This window comes from Ruegeria sp. D4, from assembly GCF_056534475.1.
Genome location: NZ_JBQFPJ010000003.1, coordinates 44,405 through 62,407, shown reverse-complemented (window position 1 = coordinate 62,407; position 18,003 = coordinate 44,405). Strand labels below are relative to the sequence as shown.

The window sequence follows — 18,003 nt, the reverse complement described above, 5'->3', positions numbered from 1 at the left end:
GTTCACATGAAACTCTGGCTGTGCTAAAGAGACGGCAATAAACAAACAAATCCACGAGGCACCTGAAATGAACGTATTGGGCAAAATCCTGGCCTTGGGCGCGCTGAGCGTGATCGCGGCCTGTACCAACAATGATCCATCGGCACTGGGCGGCGGCGCAGGCGGCAGCGGTTCGATCCTGCCGGGATCGCCAAGCGACCCACGCTCGCCTGCCTATTTCCAGCAAACGGTCGGGGACCGGGTGCTGTTCGAGGTCGACCAATCCACCCTGACCGCCCAGGCGCAGACCGTTCTGCAGGGGCAGGCCGACTGGCTGATGGCAAACCCGGATTTTGTGGCGATGATCGAAGGTCACGCCGACGAACAGGGCACACGCGAATACAACCTTGCGCTGGGCGCGCGCCGGGCGAACGCCGCGCGTGAATATCTGATCTCGCGGGGGGTGGCGGGTAGCCGTCTGACCACGGTCAGCTATGGCAAGGAACGCCCGATCGAGATTTGCAGCACCGAGGATTGCTATTCCAAGAACCGCCGCGCGGTGACGGTGCTGACCGGCTCAACACTGGGGTAAGATGATGCGAATTGCAGGATGGGTTCTGGCGGCGGTCGTGCTGAGCGCCGGCGTGGCAAAGGCGCAGGATCAGCAGACGCTGGCGGATATCCGGCAGGAACTGACAGTGCTGCACGTGGAAATCCAGCGCCTAAAGCGCGAGTTTTCGACCACCGGCTCCCCGGCTCCGAACCTGTCCGGCAGTTCCGTACTGGAACGCGTTGACGCCATCGAGGCCGAGTTACAGCGCCTGACCCGGCAGACTGAACAGCTGAACCAACGTATCCAGAGCGTTGTGACCGATGGCACCAATCGAATTGGCGATCTGGAATTCCGACTGGTCGAACTGGAAGGGGGCGATCTCAGCACGTTGGGCGAAACGTCGACCCTAGGTGGGGAAACCGCGACCGATGTCGCCGTCGCTCCTACGCCGATTGAGCCGACCAACTCGGGTCAGGGTGAACTTGCCGTGGGTGAACGCGCTGATTTTGATGCAGCGTCGCAGGCGCTGGCTGATGGTGACTTTCAGTCTGCCGCAGATGGATTCGCGCAATTCGACACCTCGTATCCCGGCAGTCCGCTTGCACCCGAGGCGCATCTGAAACGTGGCCAGGCGCTGGAAGGTCTGGGCGATACCCGGGAAGCCGCCCGGGCATTCTTGGCGAGCTTTACCGGTGATTCCGAAGGGGCCTTTGCCCCCGAAGCGCTGTTTGAACTGGGGGCCGCGCTGGGGCGATTGGGACAAACCGATCAGGCCTGTATCACGTTGGGCGAGGTTGGGGTGCGTTTCCCATCCTCCAGCACGGTCTCGGACGCCACGCAGGAAATGGCGTCTCTGGGTTGTTCTTGACCCGAAGTGCAGCTTCTCTGACAGCTCAGATCCGCGAGCGACTGCCGAAAACACTGCCGCGCCGTATCGGTGTGGCGGTTTCGGGCGGCGGCGACTCGGTTGCGCTGATGCATCTTCTGCATGGCATAGCACAGGCTGAAGGGGTGACAGTTCTGGCAGCAACCGTGAATCATGGCCTGCGGCCTGAAGCAGCGGCCGAGGCAGAAACGGTGGCCGCGCAGGCAGGAAGCCTTGGGCTGTCGCATGATACTCTGGTCTGGCAAGGGTGGGGTGGCAGCGGAAACCTGCAGGATCAGGCCCGTCAGGCGCGTTACGCGTTGCTGACGGAATGGGCCGGTCGCAATGGGGTGGAGGCCATTGCCCTTGGGCACACGGCAGACGATCAGGCCGAAACCGTTCTGATGAGGCTGGCGCGCGCGGCCGGCGTCACCGGCCTGTCATCGATGCCGTCTGTTCGCGCACGAGACGGGGTTTTGCTGCTTCGACCGATGCTGGATATCTCGCGTCAGGAACTGCGCACTTATCTACGCGAGATCGGCGCTGATTGGATCGAGGACCCGTCGAATCACGATACCCGATTTGACCGGATCAAGGTGCGGCAGGCTCTGGCAAGCCTTGAACCAATTGGCATCACCGCGCAGTCTCTGGCCCGGGTGGCTGAAAATCTTGCACAAGCCCGTGATGCTTTGGCGCGGTATACGCAGGAATCCGCGCGCAAGATCACCGAAGTGAAAGACGGCGCTGTCTGCATTGATCCCGCAGGCTTTGCGGCGTTGCCGCGCGAGATCCAGCGCCGCCTTCTGGTCGCAACCATCAACTGGATCGCGGGAGAGGGGTATCCGCCGCGCCAGTCAAATGTGGATCAGGCGCTGGAAGCATTATTGAATCGCCGGACCAGCACCATCGGAGGCTGTCTGGTCTTCACAGAACGCGATAATGCGTGGATTTGCAGGGAACTAAAGGCGCTTCAGGGTGTAACGGCCGCGTGTAACCAGCCTTGGGACCGACGCTGGGTGGTGTCCGGCCCCACAATTCCAGATGCCGAAATCCGCGCGCTGGGCGAGGACGGGCTGAAACAACTGCTGGATTGGCGTGAAGCACGCTTGCCCCGGCGCGCACTGATGTCCACGCCTGCGGTCTGGACAGGCGATACGGTCGTGTCTGCCCCGCTTTCCGGATCTCCAAATGGCTGGCATGCCGAAATGATGCCAAATTGGCCCGAGTTTTATGCTATGATTTTATCGCATTGAACCTGCCACAATCCTCTCTATTTTAAGGAGCAAGCGGCGGATCCTCACCTGCCGAAATCTGTTGGGAGATTTTTCTTGGGCAACGCTCGTAATATCGCTTTCTGGGTCGTTCTTTTTCTGCTGATCCTGGCATTGTTTAATCTGTTCAGCGGACCGGGCGGTTCGCTTCAGAATAACGAAAGAACCTATTCCGACTTTGTCAGCGCTGTTGAGGGTGGCGAAGTCAAGAATGTGACACTGGACGGCGAGCAGATTCGCTATACCACGCAAAGTGGTGCCAGCTATGTCACCATCAAGCCCGGCGATGCCGAAGTCACCAAACTGCTGATCGACAAGAACATCCCCGTGCGCGCTGAAAAGCAGCAACAGTCGGGTTTCCAGTCGTTCCTGATCACACTGCTGCCCTTCCTGCTGCTGATCGGTGTCTGGGTCTATTTCATGAACCGGATGCAGGGCGGCGGCAAAGGCGGCGCGATGGGCTTTGGCAAGTCGAAGGCCAAGATGCTGACAGAAAAGCATGGCCGCGTGACATTTGACGACGTGGCGGGGATCGACGAGGCGAAGGAAGAACTGGAAGAGATTGTCGAGTTTCTGCGCAACCCGCAGAAATTCTCACGTCTTGGCGGCAAGATCCCGAAAGGCGCGCTGCTGGTTGGCCCTCCGGGTACCGGTAAAACGCTGCTGGCCCGCGCGATTGCGGGTGAGGCGGGCGTGCCGTTCTTCACCATCTCGGGTTCAGACTTCGTTGAAATGTTCGTGGGTGTCGGCGCGTCCCGTGTGCGCGACATGTTCGAGCAGGCCAAGAAAAACGCGCCCTGTATCGTCTTCATTGACGAAATCGACGCCGTGGGTCGCCATCGTGGCGCCGGTTATGGCGGTGGTAACGACGAACGCGAACAAACCCTCAACCAGTTGCTGGTCGAGATGGACGGGTTCGAGGCCAACGAAGGCGTGATCATTCTTGCGGCCACCAACCGTAAAGACGTTCTGGACCCCGCGCTGCTGCGTCCGGGCCGTTTCGACCGTCAGGTCACTGTGGGTAATCCGGACATCAAAGGCCGTGAGAAGATCCTGGGTGTCCACGCCCGCAAGACGCCTCTGGGCCCCGATGTCGACCTGCGTATCATTGCACGCGGTACGCCGGGTTTCTCGGGTGCTGATCTGGCGAACCTCGTGAACGAGGCCGCACTGATGGCCGCCCGTGTGGGCCGCCGCTTTGTCACCATGGAAGATTTCGAGAATGCGAAAGACAAGGTGATGATGGGGGCCGAGCGCCGCTCGATGGTTCTGACACAGGACCAGAAGGAAAAGACCGCTTATCACGAGGCCGGTCACGCCGTGGTCGGCCTGACCCTGCCGCTGTGCGATCCGGTCTACAAGGCGACGATCATCCCGCGCGGTGGTGCGCTGGGTATGGTGGTTTCGCTGCCGGAAATGGACCGCCTGAACTATCACCGCGATGAGTGTGAGCAGAAGCTGGCCATGACCATGGCGGGCAAAGCCGCCGAGGTGATCAAATACGGTGAAGACCATGTGTCGAACGGTCCGGCCGGTGACATCATGCAGGCCAGCCAGCTGGCGCGCGCCATGGTGATGCGCTGGGGCATGTCCGACAAGGTCGGCAATATCGACTATGCCGAGGCGCATGAGGGGTATTCAGGCAACACGGCCGGATTCTCGGTTTCCGCCCACACCAAGGAACTGATCGAGGAAGAGGTGAAGCGCCTGATTCAGCAGGGTTATGAGCGCGCGCTCGAAATCCTGCACGAGAACGGTGAAAGCTGGGAACGCCTGGCACAGGGCTTGCTGGAATACGAAACGCTGACAGGTGACGAGATAAAGCGCGTCATGAACGGCGAATCGCCCGGCGAGGGGGATGACGAAGGCGACAACACCGACGAGGGTAGCGCGCCCAGTGTCACCGCGATCCCGAAAACCAAGGTCAAGAAGTCTCCGCCCGAAGGCGGGATGGAGCCGGAACCCTCGGCATAACAAACGGACCCGGGCAATGTCCCGGGTCTTTTTTCTTTCCAATCACCTGAAACTGGGTTTCTGTGCCGCGTTATCGCACACAGCCTGAAAGGGGTGACATGCCCGTATTGCGCCAAACCGAATACACCGCCGAAGTGACCTGGCTGGGGCACGTTCCTGCTGGCAATAGCATTCGGGCCAAGTCGGTCCAGACGCTGGATCTGGATTTCGCGGGTGATCCCGGCGCGCGGCACGAAGGTGTGAACCGGGCCTCCTGCGTTCGCATGACAAACCTGTATCCGAAGGGAACAGAAATTCGAAATGTCCGGCAGTTGTCGGTATTGTCAGCCGAGCAACTGGACGAGATTGCCGCCGAGATGAGCCTCACCCGGCTGGACCCGTCCTATCTGGGCGCCAGCCTTGTGTTGCGCGGAATTCCCGATTTCACCCATGTGCCGCCAAGTTCCCGTCTGCAGGCCGTAAATGGCCTGACGCTAACGATCGATATGGAAAACCGTCCCTGCATCATTCCGGGACGCGAGGTGGAAGCCGACCTGCCGGGACATGGCCCTGCCTTCAAACCGGCGGCACAGGGGCGCAGGGGCGTGACCGCCTGGGTCGAACGCCCGGGTCAATTGAAGCTGGGTGACAGCATGAAACTGTTCGTGCCGGATCAGCGGGCCTGGGCACCTTCCGGTACCGGCGTTTCCGATTAGAAACGCGGTAAACACCCCGACGCCGTTTCGCGGCACAATTATGTCGGAATCCATAGCCATCCGTTTTGTACACGACGGTATGGATTGCACAGCGCCGACGCTCAGCGTCGGTTTTGCACGGCATTCAACCAGGGACCCTGCCCAATGAGCTACAAATCCGACATCGAAATCGCCCGCGAAGCGAACAAAAAGCCGATTCAGGAAATCGGCGCTAAAATCGGCATCGAGTCCGCAGACCTGCTGCCATACGGTCACGACAAAGCAAAGGTCAGCCAGGACTTCATCAACTCGGTGCAGGACCGTGAAGATGGCAAGCTGATCCTGGTGACCGCGATCAACCCAACCCCGGCAGGTGAAGGCAAAACCACTACCACCGTTGGTCTGGGCGACGGCCTGAACCGCATCGGCAAGAATGCGATGATCTGTATCCGCGAAGCCTCGCTGGGCCCGAACTTCGGGATGAAGGGCGGCGCTGCAGGTGGCGGTTACGCGCAGATTGTTCCGATGGAGGAAATGAACCTTCACTTCACCGGTGACTTCCACGCCATCACCTCGGCTCACTCGCTGCTGTCGGCCATGATCGACAACCACATCTACTGGGGCAACGAGCAGGCCATTGACATGCGCCGCGTCGTGTGGCGCCGCGTGGTCGACATGAACGACCGTGCCCTGCGTCAGATCACCTGCTCGCTGGGCGGTGTCTCGAACGGTTTCCCGCGTGAAGCAGGCTATGACATCACCGTGGCATCTGAAGTCATGGCAATCCTGTGCCTGGCAAACGATCTGAAGGACCTGGAGAAACGCCTGGGCGACATCATCGTCGCTTACCGCCGCGACAAGACGCCGGTCTACTGCCGCGACATCAAGGCTGAGGGCGCAATGACCGTTCTGCTGAAGGACGCCATGCAGCCGAACCTGGTGCAGACGCTGGAAAACAACCCGGCCTTCGTTCACGGCGGTCCTTTCGCGAACATCGCGCACGGCTGTAACTCGGTCATCGCCACAAAGACCGCTCTGAAAGTCGCCGACTATGTCGTGACCGAAGCGGGCTTTGGTGCCGATCTGGGTGCCGAAAAGTTCATGAACATCAAATGCCGCAAGGCGGGCATCGCTCCGTCTGCTGTCGTGCTGGTTGCCACCGTGCGCGCGATGAAGATGAACGGCGGCGTTGCCAAGGCCGATCTGGGTGCCGAGAATGTTGATGCCGTGAAGTCGGGCTGTGCCAACCTGGGCCGCCATATCGAGAACGTGAAGTCCTTCGGTGTGCCGGTCGTCGTCGCGATCAACCACTTCGTCACCGACACCGACGCCGAAGTGCAGGCCGTCAAGGACTATTGTGCCGAGCACGGGGTTGAGGCGGTTTTGTCCCGTCACTGGGAACTGGGCTCGGAGGGATCCGAGGATCTGGCCAAAAAGGTTGTGGAAATCGCCGATGCCGGTACTGCGAACTTCTCGCCGATCTATCCGGACGACATGCCGCTGTTCGAAAAAGTCGAGACCATCGCCAAGCGCATCTACCGCGCTGACGAGGTGCTGGCGGATTCCAAGATCCGCAACCAGCTGAAGGAATGGGAAGCCGCCGGTTACGGCAACTTGCCGGTCTGCATGGCAAAAACCCAGTATTCGTTCTCGACCGATCCGTCCCTGCGTGGCGCGCCCACCGGCCACTCGGTTCCGGTGCGCGAGGTTCGCCTGTCCGCGGGTGCCGGTTTCATCGTGGTTGTCTGTGGTGAGATCATGACCATGCCCGGTCTGCCGCGCAATCCCGCCGCGGAAACCATCTGCCTCAATGACGCAGGTGAGATCGAGGGCTTGTTCTAAGCCGCTGAATGAGACATCTCGTGGTCCGGGGAATCCCCGGGCCATGAGGAGATTGCGATGCCCACTCTGACACTGCCGCAAGACTGTCTTTCCATGCAGGAATTGCGGGTTCAGATCGACAAGCTAGACCGCCAACTGATTGAGATGTTGGTGACGCGCGCAACTTACATTGACCGCGCGTCCGAGCTGAAACCGGGCGAGGGTCTTCCGGCCCGAATTCCTGATCGAGTTGAAGATGTGGTGCAAAAGGTACGTGTGAGCTCGGACAGACTGGGTATGGACCCTGATCTTGCCGAAAATCTGTGGCGTATCTTGATTGATTGGTCGATTGCACGCGAAGAAAGTGTGCTCGGCCCTGACTGAATGACCGGGCGCTTCTGGCGCCCGATCCGCTTTTGAAAGAAGGGATCAAAGGATGGTAGCTCAAGTCATCGACGGCAAGGCCTTTGCGGCCAAAGTCCGCGCGCAGGTGGCCGATCAGGTTGCAAAGCTGAAAGAGGAAAACGGCATCACGCCCGGCCTGGCCGTGGTTCTGGTGGGCGAGGACCCGGCAAGCCAGGTCTATGTCCGTTCAAAGGGCAAAATGACCGTCGAGGTCGGCATGAACTCGTACGAGCACAAGCTGGATGCCGAGACCTCGGAGGCAGACCTGCTGGCGTTGATCGACAAGCTGAACAACGATCCCGCCGTGCACGGGATTCTGGTTCAGCTTCCGCTGCCCAAGCATCTGAACGAGGATCTGGTGATCAACTCGATCGACCCGGCCAAGGACGTGGATGGGTTCCATATCTCGAATGTGGGCCTGTTGGGTACCGGTCAGAAGTCGATGGTGCCCTGCACCCCGCTGGGTTGCCTGATGATGCTGCGCGACCACCATGGGTCACTGTCGGGTATGGATGCTGTTGTGATCGGCCGGTCGAACATCGTCGGCAAGCCGATGGCGCAACTGTTGCTGGGTGACAGCTGCACCGTGACCATCGCGCATTCGCGCACCAAGGACCTGCCGGACGTCGTGCGCCGCGCCGATATCGTGGTTGCCGCCGTGGGCCGCCCCGAGATGGTGCCGGGCGACTGGATCAAGGAAGGGGCGACCGTGATCGATGTGGGCATCAACCGGATCGAGCGCGACGGCAAGAACAAGCTGGTCGGAGACGTCGACTATGCCAGTGCGGCCGAACGCGCCGGTGCGATCACGCCGGTTCCGGGCGGCGTTGGCCCGATGACCATCGCTTGCTTGCTGGCCAACACGCTGACAGCGTGCTGCCGCGCGAACGGTTTACCTGAACCCGAGGGTCTGACCGCCTGATCGCGAAAGATTCCGCGCAATTTAAGCGCGCAACCGATGCTTTGGAACGGCCGGGCAGGGGAAACCTTCCCGGCCGTTTCCTCATTGAGAGACAACATTAATTTTGAATAAACGGGTTTGAATGTGATCAAATCGGTGATAAGTTATTAAATCCAGTTGGTTAAATGCGAAATGCATGCCGCTCGAAGTGATTGTAACGGACCTCAGCGGATTGCCCGTCGGAACAATATGAAGTCAAAACTGAACCTGATCATAGCCGCTTGCACCCTTCAACGCGTGGTGGCTGGATTGGTTTTCGTTCCGCTGCTGGCTTACACTTTTCCACCTTTTTTGGACGTCGCATTGCCGTTCGGCATGCGATTGACATTCTGGGCCGGTGTCATGGCACTGGCAATCGCCGCGACATGGCTTTCCAGAAAGTTCATCTATGAACATCTGTCTCAGGACTATCTTTCGGCCCGAGACGTTGTCTTCTCTGCCGTCATCCTGATCCTGTTTACACCGGCATTGTGGCTTTTGGCCTGGCTGCTGTTCACGATTGGCGGACAGGAAGCCCCAGGTGCGCTGGCGGTCTTACCTTACGGGGTGCTGTTCTCGACCGGCCTGATTCTGGTCGGCCGGACGGAACCCGGACATCCAAAGCCGACCGGAGTGCCAGAGCAGATGCCGCGTCTGGTCAGACGTCTTCCGGCGGGTTTTCAAGGCCGGATCTATCGTCTGACGGTTCGGGATCACAATGTGGATGTCGTCACCTCTGAGGGTACGTTTACCATTCGATCGCGTTTTACGGATGCGATCGACGAGATGGAGCCGATCCCCGGTCATTGCACACACCGATCCCATTGGGTGACTGATGATGCAATTGTCAGCACCGAACGGACCGACGGAAAGACTTTCGTCCGGCTGCGTAACGGCGACCTTGTGCCGGTCAGCCGAAAATACAGACCCATGTTGGAACAGGACGGGCTGATCTGAACTAGCGCGGCATGGGAATGATCTGTGGCTGTGGCCCGGTCAGAATGGCTTTGGCCTGTTTGTCCATCAAGCCGGCCAAGGCCGCGTCGGTACTGCGCAGACCGCCCGTAAACGTACCGTAGGCCGGCATTATCAAACGCGCCTGATCCAGCAGGAACGCCGGCCGGGTGATGGACCGGCCACGCACGCGTAAGCTCGCCTTGGGGTGGTAGTGGCCCGAAACCTCGGCCCGGCCAGAGGGTTCGGCGATGTGGCGGAATACCAACGGTCCAAAGGAGCACTCGGACAAATGCGTTCCGCCCAGTTCGACAGGTCCGGGATCGTGGTTGCCTTCGATCCAGATCCAGTCCCGGCCGGCCTGCAGGGTGACGATCTGCAATTGATGGTCCGGGATCAATGACTGTGCGGCGTCCAGATCGTCGAAGCTGTCACCCAGGCAAATGACCGTCTCGGCGCGGGTGTGGTGCAGGTCCGCCGCCAGCCGCGTCAGCGTGTCCTGTGTGTCATAGGGCGGCAGCGCGGCCCCGCCGCGCCGGGCCATCCGCTCGGACTTGCCCAGATGCAGGTCGGACACGCACAGCAATTTCCGATCGGGCCACCACAACGCCCCGGACCCCAAAGCGTGCAGGGATAGACCGGCAAAGGTAAACAACAGGCTGTTCATGATCCGTTCTTTGCCTTTTTCCCGACCCAAGGCAAGCGGATTAACCGCTCTCTAATCCCGCAGCCTGCAAAAGCCGCGCGCTTTCCTCGGCCAATAGCCGTTCTTCGGCGGCCCCTTTGACGGGCACTTTGCCGACCTCAAGAAACAGCGGCGCGGCCAGGGGGGAAACTCTGTCCAGCCGAAGAAGATCGATGCGGTCGCCGATGCGCGCAATCATTTCCTCGATCCGTCCGAAATCTACCAGACCACGCATGGCCTCTTCGCGTGTGATCTGCATCAACAGGTGGTCCGGGTCATATTTCAGCAGCGTGTCATACAGTATGTCAGACGAGAACGTTGCCTGCCGCCCGCTCTTGCGCTGGCCGCCGGTGTTCCGTTCGATCAGCCCCGCGATTGTCGCCGAGGCGCGAAAGGTACGCTTCATCACCGCGTTGCCCGCCAGCCATGTCTCGAGCCCCGCCCGCAATGCTCTGTGTTCGAACAGGGGGCGCGGATCGGTCACCGCATCCAGTCCCCAGATCAGCGTGGCATAGTCGGTGGCGACAAAGCCCAATGGTGCCAGCCCGGTTTCCTCCATCCGTTTGGTCAGCAGCAGGCCCAGCGTTTGCTGGGCGTTTCGCCCGGCAAATCCGTAGACACACAGGTTTTCGCGCCTGTCATTGGGAAAACTTTCGATCAGCAGCCGGTCGCGTTGGGGCAGACGGGACATGTTGCGTTGCAGGGCCAGCCACTCGGCGGTGTGCGGCGGCAATTGCGGCCAGTTGTCCTGGGCAAACATCCGCAGGATGCGGTCGCTTAACTGCGTGGAAGTGGCAAACTTCGTGCCGGAAAACGTTGCGATCTTGGGTTTGCGATCAGCGCGGCGACTGACCTCGACAACCATCTCGCGGAGGCCTTCATAGCGGACGATCTGCCCGCCGATCAGAAAGGTATCACCCTGCGTCAGCGAAGCGGCAAAGCCCTCTTCGACCTCACCCAGGGGTTTGCCGCCCCGGTTGCGTTTCAGGCGCACTTTCAGGGTGTCGGTATCCTGAATCGTGCCCAGATTCATACGGATGCGCTGCGCCGCGCGCGGGTCGCGCAGTTGCCAACGGCCATCGGGGCGCTGCTGCAGTCGTTGCCAGCGGTCATAGGCGCGCAGGGCGTATCCCCCAGTGGCACAGAACTCCAGACAGGCGTCGAACTCAGGACGCGACAGTTGGGCAAAAGGCCCTGCCATCGTCATTTCCGCATAAAGGTCGTCCGCATCGAACGGCCCTGCGGCGGCGGCAATCAGAATGTGCTGGCACAACACGTCCCTTGGGCCGCGCCCGCGCGGTTCGCCATCCAGATCATGCGCCTGGACGGCTTCAAGCGCTGCGACGCATTCGACAACCTCGAACCGGTTGGCAGGCACCAGCAAAGCCTTGGAGGGGGCGTTGTATCGATGATTGGCGCGACCAATGCGTTGCACCAGTCGCTTGACGTTCTTGGGCGCGCCGATCTGGATCACCAGATCCACATCACCCCAGTCGATGCCCAGATCCAGGCTGCCAGTGCAGACAATGGCGCGCAACTCTCCGCGCACCATTGCGGCTTCAACCCTTTCGCGTTGCTGCCGGTCCAGACTGCCATGATGAATGCCGATGGGCAGACCTTCGTCATTTGCGAGCCACAGGTTGTGAAAAAAGATCTCGGCCTGTGCGCGGGTGTTATGAAAGATCAATGTCGTCTTGTGTTGCCGGACCTGCTCCAGCACGGCCGGAATGGCATAGGCCGCGCCGCCGCCGGACCATGGTGGCATCTCGGTCGTTTCCAGCATCGAGATATCCGGGTCAGGGCCGGGGTCGGCCTGAATGATCCGGCAGGTGTCAGGGTGGCGGGCAAGAAACCGGGCGATGGCATCGGGGTCTTCGACAGTTGCCGACAGGCCCACACGACGCAGGGCAGGGCACAGGCTTTGCAGGCGCGCCAGTGCCAGCATCAACTGATCGCCGCGTTTGCTTTCGGAAAGGGCGTGGATCTCGTCAACGATCACCCGCTGCACGCCTTTGAACATGCGCGGCGCGTCCTCGTACGAGGTTAGCAGCGCCAAACTTTCGGGCGTCGTCAGCAGGATATGCGGAGGATCCACGCGCTGGCGTTTCTTTTGCGTGGCCGAGGTGTCGCCGGTCCGGTCTTCGATCCGGATCGGCAGGCCGATTTCGTCCGCCGGGCCACGCAGATTGCGCCGGATATCCGCAGCCAGCGCCTTGAGCGGCGAGACATAGAGTGTGTGCAGGCCCTCATGCGTGCCATCGGCCAGTTCCGCCAGCGTCGGCAGGAAGCCGGCCATGGTCTTGCCGCCACCTGTGGGTGCGATCAGCAATGTCGCCGGGTCTTGTGCCCGGTCGAACATGTCCTGCTGATGCGGGTGGATGGACCAGCCTTTGGCTGAAAACCAGTCGGTGATCCGGGCGGGAATCTGCGTCATTTGCGCAGATTAACCGCCCTCGCGCCTGATTGGCACGGCGTTATTTGACGATTTTCTCGTCCTTGACGAACATGTTTGCCCAGGCCCGGTCGATCAGGTCGGGGCTCATCTGATAAGGAATACCTTCGAATTCGCAGATTGCGATCATCTGATCGATCAGGAAGATCGGCTGATAGTTCGCATAGATGTTGTTGATCGTCGGGTATTTGACTTTCAACAGATGCACCAGCGCGGCCTCGTCCAGCGGCATGCCGCGTTTGCGGGCGACCATGGCGAAGATTTTCAGGAAGTTTTCCTGGTTCGGACCGTCGATCTTGATCTTGAAGAAGATACGGCGCAGGGCGGCCTGGTCAAAGATCTCGTTCGGGTGGAAGTTGGTCGAGAAGATGACCAGCGTGTCAAAGGGAACTTCGAACTTTTCACCCGATTGAAGGCCAAGGATGTCCTTGTTTTCTTCCAGCGGAACGATCCAGCGGTTGACCAGCGCCTGAGGTGGTTCCGCCTGACGGCCAAGGTCGTCGACGATGAAGATGCCACCTGTCGATTTCAACTGCAGCGGCGCCTGGTAGGTGCGCGCGGTCGGGTTGTAGACCAGATCAAGCATGCTGAGAGACAGTTCGCCCCCGGTCACAACCGTCGGGCGCTCGCACTGAACATAGCGCGAATCGAACCGTTTGCGGCGGCGCAGGCTGTTGGGGTCATCGGGTTCCTGTTCGATGGCGGTATGGACGATCGGGTCATAGACGGTGATCACCTGCCCGGCATATTCGATGGCCCAGGGCACATAGACATTGTCCCCCAGCGCGTCGCGGATACCGTTCGAGATCGAGGATTTACCATTGCCCGGCGGGCCATACATCAGGATCGACCGGCCGGCGCTGACCGCCGGGCCCAAATGGTCAAGCAGGCTGTCGGGCAGAACCAGATGACCCATCGCACCGGTCAGTTGTTCACGCGTAACCTGAATGTTGCGAATCGACTGGCGCTTGACCTGCTCGCGATACACGTCCAGCGGTACTGGCATGGCGCCGAAATACTCCGACTGGCTCAACGCGTCCAGCGCACGCGCCTTTCCCGCATCGGTCAGTTGGTACCCCATTTCGTTGCCGCTGTTGGCGTTCAGGGTGCCGGTCGCCTCAAGCAGTTTCTGATCGCGGGTGATATCAACCAGTTCCTGCGTAACGGAACCCGGAAGACAGATGGCTGCGGCGATCTCGGACACGGTGTCGACGTTCTTGCGAAAGATCGTCTTGAGCAAAATGTCCCGCATCATCACCAGCGGAAGCTGCATTTCACCCAGCCCCTTTGGGGCAGGGGGGGCCATAACGGAAGTGGTCTGCATATTCATGAGCGTGGCTCGTCTATCCCGGTTTCACGTCAACGGGCCCTGAAAGGGCCGCTTGCGGAAAATTTGGCCCGCCTTTGTGGCAGGACCAAGGCGGGGGCAAGGCGCGCTGATGATAGTTCACGAACCGTAAACAGTTCCCAAAATCAGATACATGGCCAAAGCGCCTGCCAGGGCCAGACCCATTGGAAATTGCCGGCCACGGTCCCAGCTTTCCCAATGCGGTGCGATGCTGCGCAGACGGGTGTTTTTGGCCAGACGATGGGTTGCCACGGCGGCCAGAAGGGTCGCTGTCAGAACGGCCAACAGGATAAAAGCGTCGGCAAACCAGACGAAAGGAGAGGCCGCAGCCAGGAACTTGGCGTCTCCCGCACCCATGACCCCTGCCGCGTTCAGGACGATGCCAACAAGCAGAACAATGACAATATGCAGCAGTTGCCACAGATAGAGGGGCAAAGTGACGGATAGGGGGCCAATATTCCCGCTTAACCACTCCTGCGACCACGGCGGCAGGACAAACAGACCGATGACGACATAAACAATCGCCAGCGCCAGAACCGCGTGATTCTTGATCCGCATTTCACGCATATCAGTGAAAGCGACGTAAAAGCAGATTGGCAGCACAAATGGCAGGAACCACGCAGCTGCAACCGCAGGGATATGCATCAATCAGGCTTCCTCGAGCGCACGCAGCGAACGGACGGCTTCGTCGAAATGTTGCGGGTGGGTGGCAATGGCCTCGCGGAACAGGTTCTTGGCCGTGTTCACATCGCCTTGCTTGACCGCCGAGATCCCCATCGTATTCAGCAACTGGGCGCGCTCGATTTGGGTCATCGGAATAACCGGCATGGTGTAGTTTCTCTGGGCCGATCTGGCCAGGACAAGGTTGTTCTTGGCGGTGAACAGGGATTTGTCGTGCCGGATCGCTTCAGTAAACAGGCGTTCGGCCTCGGCATACTGGCCGCGTGTCAGCTTGGAATAACCCCAGTTGTTCATCACACTGCCCGGGCGCGTCGTCAGGCCCACGGCGGTTTCGTAGAAATGATCCGACCGCTTCCAGCTTTCCTGCGAATCCGCCACCAACGCCTCGAGACGATAGCGCTTGAATGTCTCAAATGTGGGTGGAACCGAATCCAGCACAGCCTCGGCCTCTTTCCAGTTGCCGCCGCGAACCAGAGCGTCTGCATACTCGACCTTGTCCGCGTTGGTCGAGCCTTTCATGCCTGTAACCTTCTTCCACGCGGTAGAAGCTTCGGTTGTGCGTTTGGCGCGTGACAGGGATATCGCCAGACCCCGCTGCAGGTCGATGCGATCAGGGTTCTTGGTGGCCGCATTGTGGAAATATGTGACCGCCTCGTTCGGGTCGGCCGCACTCAGCAACACGTCATTCAGATTGGTTTCATCAATGACGTTTACTTCCTGAAATGTACGCTCGACCTTTTCTTCTTCGGTCTCTTTGGCGCATGCCGATACAATCAATCCGCATATGACGATCGACGGAATCAAGAATTGTTGGCGCATTTTTGCGTCCTTTACTGCTCTTGCCTCTGGTTACGGGAGCTTGCGAAGCGTAAATTGCCCGTCGCCTTGCTGCTCCAGCGTATATTCTTGTTCTTGTGAGGTATTATTATCAGGATTTTCCATTTTTGCGAGTGCTAACCGCAGATTGTCGCGGATTGCGTCACTTTCGCCATTGTCCAGCGCATAGGCGCGCTGAAACACCTGGGCCGCTTCGGGATATTGCCCGGTTTCCATCAGCAGAACGCCCAGATTGTTCCAGGCCACCGGCCAATCGGTATCATCCTTGACGGCTCGTCTCAGCAGGGTTTCGGCTTGGCCAAGGCGCTTCAGGCCCAGATTTGCCGTGCCCATCGATGTCAGGATTTGCGGCGTCATCCCCTGTTCCAGAGCGGCGCGGGTAAAGGACTTGAGCGCCAGTTCGTACTCGCCGGCGGCCATCAAGCGGTTTCCAACCTCAATTTCGTCTTCGGCCTGTCCCCCGCGGTCAATGCCCGGAGCCTCCAGATCGCCGGAACGATCGGTCTCTGTGCAAGAGGCCACCATGGCGAAAACCAGGGTGACCTGAAAGATGCGGCGGAGCCCGGTCCGGGCGCAGCATCGAAATGGGTTCATCAGGTTACTACCGGCCGAAAGTCGAAATAACGTTTGCCGAAGGCCCGACAAGAATAACCAGCAAAGGCGGAACTGTCAGTCCCATTGTGACAAGCGTCATTTTGGTTGGCAGCTTGTTCGCAGCCTCTTCCGCGCGCATGACGCGCTTGTCGCGCATCTCGCCCGCATACACCCGCAGGGCTTCTGCAATTGATGTACCGAAGGTTGCCGACTGGATCATCACCGTGACGAACGAGTTGACGTCCTGCACGCCACAACGGGTGCCAAAGTCACGCAGGACGGTATCCTTGTCCTTACCCGCTTTCATCTCGTAAGCGACGATCTCGAACTCCTGCGCAATGTCGGGGTACGAGGCTTTCATTTCGTTTGACACCCGAACAATGGCCTGATCGAGGGACTGACCGGCCTCCACACAGACCAGCATCAGGTCAAGCGTGTCGGGAAAGGCTTGCGTAATCTTCTCTTTCCGCTCTTCGATGCGGCGCGTGATCCAGTATTTGGGGATCATGTAGCCGACACCGCCGGGCACCAGCACGCGCACCAGAATTTGCTGGGTGGTGAATTCCTGCGTTCCCGCGAACACCGTTACCAGCAGAACGCCGACAATGATGCCGATGATCCCAAGGGAGAACTGTGCAAAGTGGAAAAACCGCACCGCATCCTTGGTCTGGTACCCTGCCTGCCGCAGCTTGAGCTGCATTGCCGACAGCTCTTCCTGATCTTTCGGTTCCAGAAAGGTCGCGAATTTTTCAAGCTGCTCGTTCCGACCGGCGTTCCGCAACTGGTCTTTCTTGGCCTTTTTTCCCTTCTTGGGCGCGGCATTCGAACGCTGCAACTTCTTGAGCGGATCCTCGGGCTGGTTCAGCATCAGAGGGATAGTGACCAGGATCATGAACAACCCCAGAACACCGACCACGATCAGTGGTCCGAACTCGCCCAGATGCTCGGTCAGCAAGTCATTGATGCGGGTCAGGAATTCCATTGCCGTGCCCTCAAACCTTGATGTTGGTGATGATTTTCATGACGATCAGGTTCAGCGTCAGCGTGATGCCAACAAAGAAACACATCGGAATGAACCAGGGATGGTCGAGAACGCCGTCGTAATAACCGGGATCCTTGACCAGTATGAAAGCCAGACAGCCCAGCGGGAAGGCCGACAGGAATTTACCGGACCACTGTGCCTCGGCCGTGATCGCCTTGACGCGGCGAAACAGGCGGAATCGGGCACGGATAACCTGTGCAAGACCGGCCAGAATCTCTGCGAGGTTACCGCCGGATTGCTGCTGGATGCCCACGGCAACCGCCAAAAACCGCAAATCCTGCATGTCCAGACGTTCGGCCATGTCTTTCAAGGCTTCGCCAACGTCGCGGCCATAGGCGCATTCATCGGCGATGACGCCAAACTCGGTTCCCAGCGGGTCCTGAACCTCGGTGGCAACAACCTGAATCGTTGAGACGAAGGGGTTGCCGACACGCAGCGAGCGAACCATCAGTTCCACGGCTTCGGGCAATTGTTCTTCGATCATGCCCATGCGTTTCTTGGCCTTTTGGTTCACCCACGCATAAACGCTGCCAACACCGATTGCGACGGAAATGGCCGCCCGTAAGGCGGTATCGGTGGCTGTGCCGATGCTAAGCCCCATGAACGCGACCCCGGATACAAGGCACATGATCATGATCAATTGCCGGGGCGAAAACGCAATCGCCGCCTTCTGCGCCTTGTCGGCCAGAAGGGAATAGAGCGGGATGCTCTGCGATTTCATATGCTGCTGCATTTCCTTGCGCAGCTGTTCCAGAACCTGTTCACGCCCGACACCTTTGTCGAGCATGTCGAGGCGGCGGTTTACCCGGCTGTTAAGGCTGATGGATTTGCCGAACGCGACCAGGTAGATACCTTCGACCAGGGCCAGAACGCCCACGAAGATCGCGACATAGATCAATGCCTCCATAGGCAGTTGCATATCCTTGAT

The 18,003-nt window shown here is 59.4% G+C and carries 17 protein-coding genes; 9 read left to right on the top strand and 8 right to left on the bottom strand.

Translation table 11 applies throughout. The features are described 5' to 3' along the window. The first annotated feature begins 67 nt into the window (after nucleotides 1-67). From pal to ACR0MI_RS06175, 9 genes are all read left to right on the top strand, one after another. Nucleotides 68-571, top strand: a complete 504-nt coding sequence (pal, locus tag ACR0MI_RS06215; protein WP_170613312.1) for a peptidoglycan-associated lipoprotein Pal — start codon at nucleotides 68-70, stop codon at nucleotides 569-571. 4 nt (nucleotides 572-575) lie between these two features. Next, nucleotides 576-1,400 (top strand): tol-pal system protein YbgF, encoded by an 825-nt coding sequence (gene ybgF / locus ACR0MI_RS06210; protein ID WP_170613778.1) that lies wholly within the window; start codon nucleotides 576-578, stop codon nucleotides 1,398-1,400. Next, a complete protein-coding gene (gene tilS / locus ACR0MI_RS06205; RefSeq protein WP_170613310.1) occupies nucleotides 1,397-2,650 on the top strand; it encodes a tRNA lysidine(34) synthetase TilS in 1,254 nt (417 codons plus the stop codon). Before ybgF ends, tilS begins: the two co-directional genes overlap by 4 nt. A 75-nt stretch (nucleotides 2,651-2,725) precedes the next feature. Then, nucleotides 2,726-4,642: an ATP-dependent zinc metalloprotease FtsH gene (ftsH, locus tag ACR0MI_RS06200; protein WP_170613308.1), complete on the top strand. Its 1,917-nt coding sequence runs from the start codon at nucleotides 2,726-2,728 to the stop codon at nucleotides 4,640-4,642. A 98-nt stretch (nucleotides 4,643-4,740) separates the two neighbouring features. Next, nucleotides 4,741-5,337 carry an MOSC domain-containing protein gene (locus tag ACR0MI_RS06195; protein WP_170613306.1) on the top strand — a complete coding sequence of 199 codons (597 nt, stop codon included), beginning with the start codon at nucleotides 4,741-4,743 and terminating at the stop codon, nucleotides 5,335-5,337. 144 nt (nucleotides 5,338-5,481) lie between these two features. Continuing rightward, complete coding sequence (locus ACR0MI_RS06190) at nucleotides 5,482-7,158, top strand: formate--tetrahydrofolate ligase (protein ID WP_170613304.1); 1,677 nt, start codon at nucleotides 5,482-5,484, stop codon at nucleotides 7,156-7,158. 57 nt (nucleotides 7,159-7,215) lie between these two features. Next, nucleotides 7,216-7,521, top strand: coding sequence for a chorismate mutase (locus ACR0MI_RS06185; protein WP_170613302.1), 306 nt, complete (start codon nucleotides 7,216-7,218; stop codon nucleotides 7,519-7,521). A gap of 52 nt (nucleotides 7,522-7,573) precedes the next feature. Next, on the top strand, nucleotides 7,574-8,464 hold the full coding sequence (gene folD, locus ACR0MI_RS06180) for a bifunctional methylenetetrahydrofolate dehydrogenase/methenyltetrahydrofolate cyclohydrolase FolD (protein ID WP_170613300.1): 891 nt from the start codon (nucleotides 7,574-7,576) through the stop codon (nucleotides 8,462-8,464). A 228-nt stretch (nucleotides 8,465-8,692) separates the two neighbouring features. Then, nucleotides 8,693-9,439 (top strand): LytTR family DNA-binding domain-containing protein, encoded by a 747-nt coding sequence (locus tag ACR0MI_RS06175; RefSeq protein ID WP_170613298.1) that lies wholly within the window; start codon nucleotides 8,693-8,695, stop codon nucleotides 9,437-9,439. Nucleotide 9,440: 1 nt separating this feature from the next. On the opposite strand, the gene pdeM is transcribed toward ACR0MI_RS06175, so the two are convergent. The 8 genes from pdeM to ACR0MI_RS06135 form a co-directional block, all read right to left on the bottom strand. Continuing rightward, nucleotides 9,441-10,103 carry a ligase-associated DNA damage response endonuclease PdeM gene (gene pdeM, locus ACR0MI_RS06170; protein ID WP_170613296.1) on the bottom strand — a complete coding sequence of 221 codons (663 nt, stop codon included), beginning with the start codon at nucleotides 10,101-10,103 and terminating at the stop codon, nucleotides 9,441-9,443. Between the two features lie 40 nt (nucleotides 10,104-10,143). Beyond that, nucleotides 10,144-12,555 (bottom strand): ligase-associated DNA damage response DEXH box helicase, encoded by a 2,412-nt coding sequence (locus tag ACR0MI_RS06165; protein ID WP_170619419.1) that lies wholly within the window; start codon nucleotides 12,553-12,555, stop codon nucleotides 10,144-10,146. A gap of 40 nt (nucleotides 12,556-12,595) precedes the next feature. Then, a complete protein-coding gene (locus ACR0MI_RS06160) occupies nucleotides 12,596-13,903 on the bottom strand; it encodes an ATPase (protein WP_170613292.1) in 1,308 nt (435 codons plus the stop codon). 117 nt (nucleotides 13,904-14,020) lie between these two features. Further along, nucleotides 14,021-14,566 carry a prepilin peptidase gene (locus ACR0MI_RS06155; protein ID WP_170613776.1) on the bottom strand — a complete coding sequence of 182 codons (546 nt, stop codon included), beginning with the start codon at nucleotides 14,564-14,566 and terminating at the stop codon, nucleotides 14,021-14,023. Between the two features lie 3 nt (nucleotides 14,567-14,569). Then, the gene (locus ACR0MI_RS06150) at nucleotides 14,570-15,421 is read right to left on the bottom strand and encodes a tetratricopeptide repeat protein (RefSeq protein WP_170816790.1); all 852 of its coding nucleotides are present in this window, start codon (nucleotides 15,419-15,421) and stop codon (nucleotides 14,570-14,572) included. Between the two features lie 30 nt (nucleotides 15,422-15,451). Then, nucleotides 15,452-16,033: a tetratricopeptide repeat protein gene (locus tag ACR0MI_RS06145; protein WP_170816791.1), complete on the bottom strand. Its 582-nt coding sequence runs from the start codon at nucleotides 16,031-16,033 to the stop codon at nucleotides 15,452-15,454. Between the two features lie 7 nt (nucleotides 16,034-16,040). Continuing rightward, the gene (locus ACR0MI_RS06140; RefSeq protein ID WP_170816792.1) at nucleotides 16,041-17,015 is read right to left on the bottom strand and encodes a type II secretion system F family protein; all 975 of its coding nucleotides are present in this window, start codon (nucleotides 17,013-17,015) and stop codon (nucleotides 16,041-16,043) included. 10 nt (nucleotides 17,016-17,025) lie between these two features. Beyond that, nucleotides 17,026-17,994, bottom strand: coding sequence for a type II secretion system F family protein (locus ACR0MI_RS06135; RefSeq protein WP_170678144.1), 969 nt, complete (start codon nucleotides 17,992-17,994; stop codon nucleotides 17,026-17,028). Between the last annotated feature and the right edge of the window lie 9 nt (nucleotides 17,995-18,003).